The organism is Pseudonocardia sp. CA-107938 (genome assembly GCF_050936315.1).
Lineage (GTDB): Bacteria > Actinomycetota > Actinomycetes > Mycobacteriales > Pseudonocardiaceae > Pseudonocardia.
Map to the genome: position 1 here is coordinate 836,679 of NZ_JBNJNA010000001.1, position 15,087 is coordinate 851,765.

The window sequence follows — 15,087 nt, forward strand, 5'->3', positions numbered from 1 at the left end:
TCAGGCTCGGCCCGCACTCAGGTCAGGATCGGCGATCCGGCGGACCGCGTGCTTCCGGCCGACCTCCATCAGGGATTCGTCCTCCCGGACCGCGCCCCGCAGCACCGCCTTCGGCACCCCGAACGTCCGCATCAGTTGCTGGTAGGTGAGCTTCCCGTCGCCCACGACCGCCGCGATCTGCCGACCGAGGTCCGCGATGTCCAGCACGTCGACCCACACCGGGGTCCCGTCCGGCACGCGCATCAGCTGCGGACGAAGCTGCCGCCCGCCGATCTCCCGGTTCGTCAGCCGATCGATCATCCGCAGGTTCGCGGGCACGTCAGCACCTCCCACCTGCAGCTCGTGCATGTGATCCGGATCCTGCAACTGCGTCACGCGGTGGATCAGCCGAGCGGCGTGCTCAGCGTTCCACGGCCCGATCATGCTGGTGATCCGGTTGACCAGATCCCGGGTGTACCTCCTGGTCACTCCCGGATCGCGCGCCACGGGGTTCTTCGCCTTGAACAGCTGCCCCGCATCGGACAGGCGCAGCAGCCAGCCCGCCTTGCGCCGGAACTCGAACATCGGCATCGCCTTCTCCCGCCAGACCCACACCAGCACCGCCCCGGCCGGCGGCGCACGCGCAGCGCCCGCCCCCGCCAGTGGCCGGACGCCGGGCACCGCCCAGTCGAACCACCAGGCGGCGATCGGGTGGGCGTGCGCGTCGTGCGCGGGCCCGGTGTGCTCCGGGTGCTCGCCGAGGTGGAACCGCACCTCGTGGTCGAGCAGCCGCTCCCACCACGCCTGCACAGCTGCCTCGTCGACCGCGAAGCGCAGCGCGAGCTGCTCCGCCACGGCCCGCGTGATCACGACCGCGCCGCGCTCGGCCCAGCCGAACGCCACCACCCCCGGCACCGGGAATGCGCCGTCCCAGACCAGCACCTCCACCCCGGGCGGCGCCCGCGGCACGGCGCGCGTCAGCTCCTCCAGCGGCGTCATCCGATCCGTGCTCGCCCGCAAAGCGGCGACGACCCGCTCCCGGTCCCCGTCCATCAAGGGGTGCTCGGCCACCGCACCCCCGCCGGCACCGCCAGCTCGCGCCGGCAATCCGTTGGCGCGGAGGAACGCGTGCAGCACGTCCGCCCGGACGGCCAGCACACCTCTCCTCGCGCCCGAGATGCGCGCATGGACGACACCGGCGAGTACCCACTCGCGGCGGCCGTTCCGGTCGGCGATCTCCACCAGGACCGGTCCGCCCGAGTTGCCTTCTCGGACGGTGTAGTTCCGCGCGATCATGATGTCGAGCGCGCCGGCCGGACGGCGTGCAGCGACTCCGGACCCGATCACCAGGGTGTCGCCGTCAACCTCGAGCGCACCGCCCAATCCGACCGGGAGTGCAGGCTCGAGGCCGTTGCTGCCGATCGGGTCCGCCGTGTCGGGGAAGCCCATCACTGTGACCGGGCGACGCCTGAGTTTCGACCCGTCGTGCAGACGCAGGGGTGGGAGCCGGAGGTCCGCGAGATCGGGGTGCTCGATGCGCACCACCGCGAGATCGAGCGTGTACGCCGCTGTGGCGAGGTCCTCGCCGACCAGCCCGCCGGTGGCGCCGAGCGCGATCAACTCCCGTGTGAGGGCCCGGATCGACGGCTGCAGCAGCACCGTGCCGCGGATGGCCCGCACACCGGCGCGGGTGGGCACCTCCACGGCGACCGCCCGCGTGAAACCTCGATCGTCCACGACGACATGACGGGCGGTGACGACATATCCGACGGAGCCGGTAGTCCACAGGATCGTCCCCGATCCGCTCACGTGGCGGGTCACGAGCCGAACGACCCGGCGCGCGACGTCCGGCGGCCGGTACCCCAGCTTCGGATCCTGCCAGCCGAGGCGGCCGGTGGCGTCGCGGACCAGTACGAACGGACGCTCCCCGCCCCAGGCGGCGCGCCACGCGGTCAGCAGCTCCTCGCTGATCGGGTCGGCATCCTGGTCGTGGCCGTGGCCGGTGTGGTCGTCGCCGAGCAGGTGGAAGTCCCGCTCGTGCGCCAGCAGCCGCACCCAGAAGTCGGCGGCCAGCCGCCGGGTCGTGATGAGTTCGAGGATGTCCTCGAACGTGTCCTCGAAGATCAGCACCACGCCGTCGGGGACGAGGACCGGGTGCTTGAAGCCGAAGGCGACGACGCCTTCCGCACCCGCCGGGCGGAAGCGCGCCGGCACCACGCGCACGTTCACCGGCGGGCCGCGCGGCCGACCCGGTTGCCTCCGCGGGTCCAACGGCCTGGACACCCAGTACAGCTTCTGGGCCGCGTCGAGCATGACCTGCCGCGCAGGCTCGTGCGGCCCGATGACGACACCGCCGCCAGTGCCGCCGCCGGCGTCGTCCGTCCGCATGAACGCCTCGATGGAGAACCGGTCGAAGTAGCGGGGGTGCCCGCCGAACTGGCTGTCGGTGAACACGACCACCACCTGCGGCACACCCTCGATCACCGCGGCCACCGAGCGCACGTTGAACGCGTGGGACGCGGTGACCACGATCCCGCGCACACCCGCACCGGCCGCGGCCATGATCCGCACGACCTCCGCCTCACCCGAGACGGGCTGGAAGCGCCGCCCGTACCGATCCTCCAGGGCGCGGGCCGGCGCGAAGTAGGCCGCGGGATCGGCCTTCAGGTCCTGGTAGGGGACACCAGCGGGGAGCACCGCCGGCGCAGCCACCTCGGCACGGCCGGACGCGGACCGGTCCGCCGCCTCCGCGCACAGGTCGCAGTTGAACTGCCTGGCCTGCTCGGTGCGGAATCCCGGGTTCACCCACCACACCGACCGCTGCACCATCCGGCTCACCAGCAGGCGGTGCTCGACCTGCTCCGGGTCGAGCCCCAGCAGCGCATCGATCTCCCGCGCCCGATCCAGGTCGACTGCCGACTCGTTGCGCATCCGCGTCGCGAGCTCGGCCCGCTTCTGCGGCGACGCCGTCAGCAGTTGCTCCCCGTGGTACATGCGCAGCACGTGCACGACGTCGGCGGGGAGCCGGTGCTCCACGGCGAGCGCGGCGAGCACCTCCTCCACCGCCGGCTGATCGGCCGGCGGCGCGACCGGACCCGCCCAGTCGCCGACCAGCGAGACCTCCATCCCCGGCGTGGTGAACTCGATCCCACCGATCACCGACGTAACCGGAGCCTCGTCCACCAGCGCGCCCAGCTCGGCCCGCACGGCCGGCTCGGCGGGTACCCGCTCGTGCACCTCGTGCTCGGCCGACCCCGGATCCACGACGTGCGCCAGCTCGTGCGCCTCCGCGAAGCTCCTGGCCGCGGCGCTGAGCCGGCTGACGCGCCGGTCGAACAGCTCCCGATCGGCGACCACCCGGCCACCGGTGTGATCGGTGAAGTAGACGACCACCACCGGCGGCAGCCCCAGCCCGACCAACCGGCGGCCGATCAGCTCGTTCAACCCCGCGACCAGCTCGAAACGCACACCCGCCGAGCTCCACCGCCCCGACGGGCTCGCCGCCGCGAGCTCGTCGACACCGGCCGGGTGCACCGCGCCTGCCGCGTCCAGCTCGGCCAGCACCTCGGCCACCACCGGCGCGTACCGCTCGTCGACGACGAACTCGCCGCGACCGTCCACGGCCAGCAGATGGCCACTGCTCGTCGGGGCGGTCGGTCGCACCATCACCAGCTTCGCCCCGCCGCGCCCTGCCGAGATCGAGACGATCCCGGCGCCCAGTGCGTCGGCTCGGCGCAGCGCTTCGTGCGCCGCGGCCAACCCGCCGGTCGCGACGACCTCCACCGACTCCGCGGTCGCCGGGCCGAGCTGGAGCACGGCCCGCTGGGAGGCGGGGCCGAACTCCAGCACCTCGACGGGCCCGCTCTGCGGATCGTGGGTCCTGGCCACGATGGCGGCGATCCCGGTGAATGCCGCGTCGGCCACCTGGCGCCGACGCTTCGGCAGCCCCCTGCGCACTGATTCCACGCTCGCCCAGGCGGCCCGCTCGTGGGTGCTGAGCAGGGGATCATCGCCGTCGTACCGACCGGCCGGCGGCCCGGGCAGGTGCGGCTCACCGGGAGCGGTGACGTCGCCGTAGCGGCCGGTCGCGATGCGCGCGATGTTGATCAAGCCTGGTTCACCGGGCTCGAAGTAGATGCGGTGCGGCAGCCGGGCTCCGCGGCCGCCGTGCCCGCTGTCGAAGACCCGCGCCCCGAACGCGGGATCCGTGGGCTCGCGCCCGTGGAACGGGGTGAACCGGATGCTGTCGTTGGCCGCGGTGCTCGCCCACACGTGGTCGGGCCGGATCCCCAGCTCCGACGCGTGCATCACGCCGACCCCCGGGCTGCCCAGCAGCACCAGGTCGTGGACGGGGAGGCCGTACCGGGGATCGACCGCGGTCAGCCCGGTGACCAGGGAGCCGTAGCTGTGGCCGACCAGGGTCAGGTGCGCCGGCGCGCGCCGCACCGCCCGGATCCCGTGCAAGGCGCGATGCAGACCGGCCTTGCCGCGGCGTGCCGCTGCCCGGGACATCGCCCTGCGCAGGTCGGCCGGCGGACGGTAGCCCAGCCAGTAGACGACGGCCACCGTCTCGCCGGGCCGCGCCTGCGCCAGTGCCGCCTCGTACATCGCGTCGGCGCGCCACACCCCGAACCTGGCGAGCTCCAGCGAGTGCGTGGTTCCCGGCACGTAGACGACGACGTGGTCCGCGGTGGCGACGTCCCCGATCGCCAGCACGACCCGGCCCCCATCGGCCGGATCGAACGTCAGCAGGTAGGCGCGCGGTCGAAGCGGGTGGTGCAGCCGCGCGCTCACCGCCAGTGCACCGGCCAGGCCCTGACGCCCGGGCTCCGCGTCGGCGAGGAAGGTGCGCAGCCGGGGCCGGTTGAGGTCGTCACGCACGTGCGGCGGCAGCCCCTCGGTACGGGCCAGGTCGACGTGCTCGATGGCGCGGGCGCGCATCTCGTCGCGCATCCCGGCCCACCAGCGGTGCACCGCGTAGGGACCGGCGCGCAGCGGTGGGTGCCGGTAGCGCACCAGGTGGCGGTGCAGGGCGCGGCCGAGCGAGAGCGCCACCGCGACACCGCCGACCGCGACGGCGACCCCGAACCCGTTCGGTACGGCGGTCGCGGCGCCGCCGGCCAGCGCGTTCGTCGCGGCGTGGGCAGGAACGGCGTCCCAGCCGAGGAGGACGCCCGCGAGCGGCACCGCGGCCACCCACAGCGGCCAGCGGCGACCGGTGACCCGGTCGAGCTCGTTCGCCAGGTCCGGCTCCGCTGAGCGCAGTGCGCCGGCCAGATCGCGCCACCCGGTCGGCGAGAGGTCGCGGCGCACTGCGGCCAGGCCGCGCCGGAACTCGCCCACGAGAGCCCCGCGCAGGTGTTGCAGCTCCGGGTCGCGGACCGTGTCCCACGCGGTGCGCACCTCGGCGAGCAGCGCCGGGTCCACCGCCTGTGGCCGCGGTAGCGGCGCGTCCCGGCCCACCAGGTGCAGCCGCCAGCCGTGTGTGCGGTTCAGCGCCCGCAGCACCGGCGCGAGCGTCGGCTCCTGCGTGACGAGCAACCGGGCCAGCTCCGCGCGCTGCGGCAGGTCAGCGCGGCGGAAGTCGTGGACGAGCCCGCCCAGCAGCTCGTCGCGCTGCGCGCGGTAACGGCGCGCCGAGAGCGACCCCCTGGCCTGCAGGAACGCCTGCCAGCGCGCGACGAACGTCGACACGGCTGCGGTATCGACGACGTACGCCGGCCGCGCATGCAGCGGGGGTGCCCGCGACCACGCCAGCCGCACGAGCACCGCGGCAGCGCCCAACCCGATCGCCAGCGGCAGCGCACCCGCGGCCGCGACCGGCCACAGCGCCGCCGCGGCCGCACCGATCCCCGCCCAGCGCAGCTGCGTCGGCCGCGCCAGCACGGCTACCCCGACGCCGACCACTGCCAGCCCCGCCGCGACGATCACCGGCGCCACGACGGCGAGCCCCAGCGCGGGCGCTGCACCCAGCAGCGCCGCCGGTACGCGCAGTGCCAGCTGCGGGCGGTCGCGCAACACGTACCGGGCCACGGCCGCCGTGACGACCAGCGCCACCATCGCCGCCACCGGGTGCGCGGCCACCACGTCCAGCAGGCTCGGATCCGCCACCGGCAGCGCGCCGACCAGCGGCGCCGCACGCGGTCGACCCCGGTCGACCTCGTCGACGAACGCCCGTTCCGCCTCGACGGTGGACGGCCGGTCGAACGCAGGCGTCGTCGCCATGTCGTCGGTGCCGTCCAGGACCGTCGCGCGTGCCTGCCCGAAGTCGGGGACGACCTCGTCGCCGGACCGACGATCGGCTGCAGGACCACCACCGGCCACCACCGGCGGCGCCCGCGGGTCGATCGGCAGCCACGTGTTCCGTGGTGCGACCAGCTGGGCACCGGCCACCGACAACGGGTCGACCAGCGCCGGCGGAGCCGGCACGTCCTGCGGTGAGTAGTAGCCGTCGACACGCACCCAGCCGCTGTCGGTCTGCACCCGCGCTCCCAGCAGCGACTGCAGCACCGTCAGCGTCGAGGTAGCCGCGACCACCGGACGCCCGATGGCCAGCGACAGCTCCCGTACCGGGCCTTCGGCGTCCACACCGACCGAGCAGGCGCACAGCACCACGTCACCAGGACCGGCGACGACACCGAGCGCGGCGAGGACCCGGCTCAGCTGTTCCCCGGACAGCCGGACCTCGACCCCGTCGATCAGGTACCAGAACCCGTCCCCGTCACCGTGCACGGCCACGGTCACGTCGCCGGGGCGGTTCCACAGGCGCTGTCCGAACGCGCGGTACCCGTCCCCGGGCGCAACGACCACGAACCCGTGGCCGTCCGGGTGCACCAGCGCCTCGCCGGTGATGCGGGCCAGGTCGGCGTCGGTGGCGGCGCGGCGCTCGCGGGAGGGTGGGCCACGCAGCCGCTTCGCCCGCCAGTTGTCGATGCGGCTGGCCCCCCACATCGTGGCAGCGGCGCCTGCGGTCACGCCCAGTACGAGCGGCCATCCGGCGGACGGCACGATCGCCGCGAGGCCGAACGTGAGCAGGCTGCCGGACAGCACCAGGTTGGCGATCACGCCCTTGCGCGTGGTGATGCGGCCCAGCCGCAGCTCGGCGGCGATGCCCAGGCGGGACAGGTAGGCCGAGGACACGGTCAACGTCACCCCGGCGATGGCCAGCAGGCTGTGGTCGACGAACGCCACCTGCAGGGAGAACAGGAAGTTCGCCAGGGTGATCACCGGCATCGCCCAGGCCTGCGTGATCGCGCGGATGCGCGGCAGGAGGTTCGGGTCGTAGCCGACCCAGCCGGCGACCATCGCGGGCAGCGCCTGGGCCAGGAACAGCGCGTCGGCGAGCGCGAACACCCCGTTGACGGCCAGCGCCAGCGGGCCGGCCGCACCGGGAGGCCCGGCCCCCACGACGACGGCCCACGCGTTCGCCACGTGCAGGACCAGGTTGACCACGAACGTGCCGGCCAACGCCGTGGTGACCAGCCGCCCGAGCAACCCGGCGTGCGGGGAGAACCCGTACATGGACTGGGCCTGGACGCCGAAGATGCTGCCCGCCTTGTCCAGGAAGATCGAGAACTCCTTCAGCGAGGTCCGCAGCCGCGAGTCGGCGGTCTCGTTCGGCCCCAGCGGGACCTCGATCAGCGCCCACGCGTCGGCCAGGACCTGCTCGGCGAGCCGGTCGAACCGGGTGAGCCGCCACCGGGGCATGTGGTCGAGTGCGGCGTACTTGCCGATGATCCCGATGAGGTTGCGGATGACGTCGTGGTCGAACTGCTCGCGCTCCAGGATCGACTCGATCATCGCCCGCAGCTCCTGGGCGTAGACGGTGCGGTGCACGTTGAGGGCGCCGCGCACCGCGTACGCCCACCCGGCAGCGACCGTCGCGGCCGGCAGCATGACGGCGCCGGCGACGACTCCGGCCACGATCCCGCCGACGAGGGCGGCCGCGGTCGCGACGCCGGCCACCGCTGTCAACACGACGTACTTGCTCCGCAGCTTCGCGATCTCCTCGTTGTCGGCGCGCTGCGCGAGCTCGGTCCGCTGGACCTGTGCAGTCACCCGAGCAGCGACGACCGCGTCCGAGGTGGCCAGCAGCGACTGGTGCCCGGCGATCAACGCCTCCACCGTGACCGGGTTCCCGTCGGCGTCGACCAGGCCGATCCCGGTCGCGTCGGCGGCCAGGTCCAGACCCTCCGCGGCCGCCTGCGCTGCGGCCTCGCGCTCGGCTCGGACCGCGGCCAGCGCCCTCTTGCTCGCCCGGGCCGCCTTGATCGACGCGGCGATCAGCTTGACCGAGATCAGGCGGCCGGTGGTGACCCGATGGTTGACCGCCGCCGTCCACATCACCAGCTGACGCGCCTGGTCCGACCCGGGCCGTGCCGGATCGAACACGTCCGCCGGGTCGACCAGCTCGATCTCCGCCCGCTGATCCGCCGTCGGCTCGCCCACGGAGAGCTCGTAGTGGACCAGCCACCGCTCGATCACCGCCTGGCGGTCGGCGTCCAGCGTGCCCAGGAACTCCGTCCACCTCCCCGACGTCCACTGGACGTAGGCCCAGCGCTGCACCCTCTCGCGGGCGGTGGCCAGCAGGCCCTCCAAGTTGTCGTGACGCACGTTGTGGTACGCGTCCATGCCGATCTCGGCGCGGATCCGTTCGAAGATCGGCTCCAGGTCGTAGGCATGGCGGAGGTACTGCGGGATCGACTCCGGCTTGACCGCGTCGGAGCCGAAGACGATCCGGTCGGAGTGCTTCCGTACCAGCTCGAGGAACGCGTTCGTGATCTCTGGCGTCTCCTGCAGGTGGCGGGCCACTTCGTTCCAGGAGATGTCGAACGAGACGTGGTCGTAGGCGGGATCGTCGAGGATCTGGCCGATGAGCTGCAGGTGCTCGACGGAGAGCTTGGTCCACTTCCCGACCCCGAGGTGCGCGAGGATCACCTTCGAACCCGGGTACTGCTTCAGCAGGGCCAGCAGCGGCATGCCGAACCGCTCGTCCGGGACCTCCTCGCCGAACCGGCCGTCGGCCAGGATCCGGGCGAGCCCCCAGTCGTTGTGCAGCACGACCAGGTAACCGATGTCCGACGATGCCTTCAGCAGCTCCTCGACGTGCGGGTTGTGCACCGGCAGGACCTCCAGCTGAGCCTGCGACAGGAGCTGGCCGGCCTCCGCGGCGAACCCGTTGGCCGCGAGCAGCTGCCTGATCGCGTCCGTCTCGTCCAGCAGCGTGGCGATCAGCCCGGCCGCGTCCGCCATCGTCGGCAGGGTCAGCGCGGGCTGCAGCGCGGCCGGCACGTCGGTGAGGTGCAGGCCTGAGTCGGGATCCGCGATGAGCCTGCGCAGGATCCCCACCGCGGTGATCAGGCGGCGCACCTGGCGCTCCCACTCCGGGTTGAGGATGTGGATCCCCTCGTCCCCGAGCAGGTCGCGCACCGCCTCCTTGGCGATCGTGGTCTCGCCCACCAGTACCGCCAGATCGGGGTTGATCATCGCCATCGTCTGCAGGTAGCCCTCGGCACCGGGGATGTCCAGGCGCGCACCGGTCACGCCCATCACCGCGCGCCAGGCCAGGTCCGGCGGGAGCCTGCGGACCGCGTCCACCAGTCGGACGTCGGGGAACGTGCCCCACATCTGCAGCATCGGCACGCGGAACACGAGGCCGAGGGACAGCGCGTTCGTGACCGCGTAGTAGAAGACGCCGCCGGCGGTCGAGATGCCCTTGCCGCGCTGCGGGATCGGGTGGAACGTGATCACGCCCTGGTGCCCGTCGTCGGCCAGCCGTCGCAGGAAGCCGGCGATGTTCGTGCCGCGGGGGTCGTCGTAGCCGATGTGGTGGAAGTGCCCGTCGGACAGGTCGAAGACCGGCAGCCGCGACACACCCAGGAGGTGGGCGACCCGCGGGTCGATGCCCAACGCAGCCAGCCCCTCGGCCGTCACGCCCTCCCTGCGGAGCTGCTCGCGCAGCCACCGCGTGGACACGACGTCACCGTTCGGCAGCCGCATCCTGCTCGCCGGGTGCACCCACGCCGTGAACCGCATCCACCTGGTGAAGACCGGGTCCCAGAACCGGTTCCGCATGCCGGGGTCCGGCTCGGCCCGCTTCGTCAGATCCGACACGACCGACCAGCTCAGCCCGGTCCGCCGCATGATCGCCACGACGGACAGCCCGGCCGTGCCCGCGGCGACCACCGCAGGCTCCACCGCGTCCACGAACGCCTGCCGTGCCGACGCCGCCGCCGTTGCGGCGTCGCCGGCCACCGTCGCCGAGGCCTTCAGCTGCGCCACGGCCGCCTGGTGGGCGGCCTTGCGCTCGCGCCAGAGCGTCGTGTCCGCAGGAGCGAGCTGGTGCCCGTTCCGGTCGAGCACGGCGAGCAGCCCACCGGCACCGGCGACCAGCTCGTCGCGCAGGTCGCGGTAGGCGGCCTGCGCCTGCGCGGCCCGGCGGTCGAGCTCCTGCCACTCCGTCCAGGCCGCGTGCTGACCGCGCAGCGCGGCCACCAGTGCCCGCCGGGCCGTACCCCCGGCGAGGAGGCGACGCGCCCACGGTGGCCCCCGCACACCGGCTCCACCGCTCGCCGGGTCGATCGCCGCCGCACCGTCTGCGGTCGGCACCGGCCGGGGCCGGGCCGACCCCGCTGCCAGTTCGACCACACCGCTGACGGGCGCACCCGAGCCAAGGGTGAGCACCCCGCTGGCATCGATCGCGGCCGCAGGCAGGCCGGTCGCGCGGGCCACGGCCCGCACCCCGTGCCCGGCGGCAACTCCCTGAGCGACGGCCTCGGCGACCACGGCGCGGTGCGCCTCGACCGCGGTGTGCCAGGCCTGCACGCTCGCGTCGAGCCGGCTCTGCGCCCGTTCGAGCGTGGTACGCGAGCGGTGCAGTGCCGCCAGCACCAGCGCCAGGTCGCCGGTGAACGAGCGGTGCCGACCGGGCGTCGCCCCGACCGCGGGCGGCACGTCGGCTGTGATGCGCCGATCGGTCGCGTACGCCCGCGCGAGCTCCAGCGGAATGCCCAGCCGATCCGCTGCGCGACGCAGCTGCGCCTCGTCACCCGCGGGACGGCCCCGCGGGAACATCAGCCACCGCATGCCGTTGCGGATGGTCGACTCGACCTGCGCGGTGTAGACCTCCACGAGCGCCGCGTCGTTGCCGAGCCGGCGACGCGCCATCTCCACGTCGGCCGCCGACGCACCGACCCGGTCGCGCAGCTCGGCCAGGCCGAAATCGGACACCAGGCCGAACCGCGGCCCGGCCGACCCCGCCGGCAACACCGCTCGCGCGTCCGCCATCAGGACCGCCGCCACCACCTCGGCGACACCGAGCGCGGCGGCGATCCGCCGGTCGTCGATGTCGTGGCGGACCGCGTCCACCAGCAGCCAGCCCGCCACCGCGTCGAGGGCATCGGCGGCACGTCGGCGCGCCGCCTCAGCCGCCCGCAGCGCCGCCAGCAGGCCGGCGTCACCGGGGGCTGCCGCGGCAGCCTCACGGGCGGCCGCCAGCCGGCGCTCCGCCTCGACGAGCGCCTCCACCGCGTCGCCGCCCGCGGTGCTGCCGAGCGCCGCCGACAGCCGGCGCAGCACCTCGGCAGCCGATCCTGCTACCGGTGCCGACCGAGCCTCCGAGCGACGGAAGGCCCGAGCCCTCCGCAGCTCGCCGCGCGCCACCACGAGCACCGCCAGCACGTATCCGCCGAGCAGCAACGACCCGGCCAACCAGAGACCGGACCAGCCACTCGAGCCGGGGGCCGCGACCTCCGGGCCGGGGCCGGGGTCGGGTTTCGGTTGACCGGTCGCGGGCGGAGCGGGCTGGTCCGGCACATGCTGGTGCCCGGGGTCGACGGTCTGCCCGGTGCCCGGCTCGGGCTTCGGAGGCGGCGGCGGCTCGGGGGCCGGCGCCGGGACGACGAAGCGCTCGCCGGGATGGATCAGGTCCATCGCTGCGGCGTCGATCCGGCCGTGCACCCGGAACCGGTCGCCCTGCAGCTCTGCGAGCTGGCGGGCCGACATGCCGTACCGCTTCGCGATCCCGGTCAACGTGTCGTGGACATGCACGACGACGATCTCCGTACCGGTCTGCTGGGTCCCGGTGGGCTGCGCGAACGCCGACGCCGACACGGCCATCGACGTCGAGGTCGTCACGTGCCCGTCCCCGGTGTCGGCCTGCGCCTGCGAGGACAACACGCCGATCCAGCCCGCAGCCGCGACCGCGACGAGCAGCACGGCGGTCGCGACGCCCTTGGCGACCGCACCCAGCAGGCCCGACGTCCCGCCCGCACCGGTCCCCGCATCGTCCGACGTCGTGGTCGCCTCATCGGTGTCGTCGCCCGTTGCCCTGCCCGACCCCGGGGGCGGCGCGTCCTCGGAGTCCTGATCGTGCTGCGAGTCCGTGGTGGCCCCGTCCTCGGCGCCGGTCCGCGGGCCCTGATCAGGCGCAGCGCGGCCCCGCGAGTCCCCCGCCGCATGGCGGGACGGGACGACGAGCCCACCGCTCGCCGTGTGCTCCGGCCGACCCCACGGGCCGGATCCCACCGTCGCGGTACCTGCGGAGACGGCCCGCAGGGCCAGCTCCGCAGCCGCGACGGCCTGCATCCCGTCGGCCACGAGCTCGTTCGCGAGCTCGGTGGCGCTGACGAGGTGTTGGCCGGCGGGCGGGGCGCGGGCCTGGGCGGCGCCGACCGGCCGGCCGCCGCGGAGGCGGCCGCCGATGCGACCCATGGCCGCTTCCACGACCCGAGCCTCGCTCGGGGACAGCCCGCCGACGCCGAGCGGGCCGCCGGGTCCACCGGTGTCACCAGGACCCGACGTGGTGCGCGCAGTGCTCCGGTCGGTCGTCCGTAGGTCCACCGCGCCCCGCTGGTCGGCGATCAGCTGCTCGGCCGGTGCCGGCTGCGCGTCGGCGAGGCGCAGGTCGACGGCGCCGTGCTCGTCCGCGGCCCGCGGACCGGGCACGTCGAGCGGATGCCGGTCGGACGGGTCGAGGAACTGGCCGAGGTCGGTGGCCCCCCGCTCCAGACCAGCCGGCAACCCCGCGATCGGCCCGAACACCGCGGCACCGGTGACGGCGCCGTCGGGTCCGACCTGCACGGGCGCGGTGCGGCCGGACGCGTCGGTCAGCACGACCGTCACGGGCGCGCCGCGCGCGGCGGCGACGCCGGCGATCGTCGCGAGCACCGCCGGCACGTCGCCCGGGCCGGCGGTGGCGTGCACGGTGACCGGGCCGCGGCCGGGGAGCTCATCGGCGATGGTCCGGTAGGGCGCGGCAGCGAACCCGGGACGTTCCCCGGCGGCGGTGACGACGTCGGCCCAGTCGGTGGCCGCCGACGGGGCGTCGGTCTGATCGGGCGCGACGGCGCGGAGGTCGGCGAGCGTCAGCCGGCGCTCGAGCCGCGGCAGCGCCGGGATGACGTCGGCGAGCCTCTCGGCTGCGGCCCGCGTCTCGCCGGCGAGCTGCTTCTCGACCGGCAGGAGCGCGTCGTCCCACAGAGCCGGGAGCTCGGCCGGGTCGATGCCGGGCAGGCTGCCCCGCTTGCGGAGGACGGCCAGCGCGGCGAGGTCGAGGCCGAGCTCGTTCGGCACCGGATCGGCCGTCACGCGCAGGCGGCGCAGCGACCGCGCCCGCTGCTCCGGTTCGGCCGTCGGCATGGCCTCCTGCCCGGCGAGCACCTCCAGCGCGAGTTCGGCGTCGCGGCCGCTGAGCTCGCGCGTCGCGAGCACCGGCGGCGCGGTCCCGCGATCCACGCCGACGACCGGCGCGTCCGCGTCCAGCGCGACGTACAGGTGGGTCTCGCCGGGCGCGCCGTTGCGGGCGGTGCGCCCGGTGAGCTGGCCGTACTCGCGGCTGGTTCGCGGCTGCCCGATGCGGAACACCTGCACCCCGCCGAGCGCGTTCACGTCGTCCCTGAACCTGGCGACGTCGTCGGCGAGCTGCCCCGCCGGCACCCCGAGGGTCTCGGCGAGGTACGCGAGGTCGCCGCCGGGGAGGACGTCGACGCCGCGGCCGAACACGTTGGTGGCCAGCGTGACCGCGCCCAGCAGGCCACCGACCGCGGCCGTCTCGGAGAGTCGGTTCCGCACCGTGCGCTCCGCGGTGGCCAGCCGGAGGTGCGGCACGTGCGCCGCCAGCTCGTCGGCGAGCGCGCGGATCTCGGGGATCGAGTCCGCCATCCCCAGGACGGGCACGCCGGTGCGGTGCGCGGCGAGCATGGCGGCGACCATCTGGGTGCGGGACGCGGCGTTGTTCTCGTAGACGTGGACGTGGTCGGTGCGGCGACCGATCCGGTCCGGCCGGACCTCGACGACCTGCTTGCCGTAGAGCGAGTCGACCTGCCGGCTGCCCTCCGCGCCGCCGATCGTGCCGGTGATGCCGGCCCACTTCGGCGCGCGGGTGAGCGTGTCGGTGATCGGCATGCTGGCCACCGTGGTCGACGGCACCTGCACCTCGTCGGGCCCGAGGAAGTGGAACTCCAGCGCCTCGTGCAGGCCACCGTCGAGACGACGCCCGAGCTTGGCCTGCCCACCCGGGCGGTCGACGAGCACCAGCACGCGCCGCCCCGGCAGGGACGGATCGGGCTCGATCAGGAAGTGCCGGTCCACCTCGGCCAGGTGCAGGGCGACCAGCGCGTTGCGCACCCGCGTCTGCAGCGCCTCGGACACCTGGTTGCGCCCGACCCCGGCGATCTCGGCGATCCGCGCGATCCCGACCGGGGTCAACTCGACGGCGAGCTCCCCGGTGCGGCGGAAGTGGCCGGGCCGGTCGACCGTGGACTCGCCGAGCCACGCGGCGATCGCCTCGCCCGTCTGCAGGTCGGGGATCGGTGCGCGGGCGCCCCTCAGCTGGGCCGCGATGCGGGCGCGGTCGTTGATCCCGTCGAGGATGATGGCGTCGATCTCGTCGCCGATGACGAGGCCGAGCCGCGCGGGCACGATCTCGTCGCTGCCCAGCTCCGCCCTGAGCAGGTCGAAGGCGAACTCGTCGTACGTCGAGACGACGATGTCGGCCGTGGCGGCCTCAGCCCTCGACTCCGGGGTCAGGTGCGCGGTCGAGTGGGCGAGGCGGAGGCCGAGCGCGGCGAAAACGTCCCGCGCGCTCACCACCATGTCGCGCCCGAGCTG

General features: G+C 74.4%; 1 protein-coding gene (cut by a window edge). It reads right to left on the reverse strand.

Annotated features, from left to right (window positions below; translation table 11 throughout):
* On the reverse strand, positions 1 to 15,087 hold the 3' portion of the coding sequence (locus tag ACQEVB_RS04265) for a DUF4781 domain-containing protein (RefSeq protein ID WP_432965256.1). 14,457 nt of this gene lie beyond the right edge of the window; only the last 15,087 of its 29,544 coding nucleotides appear in the window; the start codon falls outside the window, past its right edge; it ends in the stop codon at positions 1 to 3.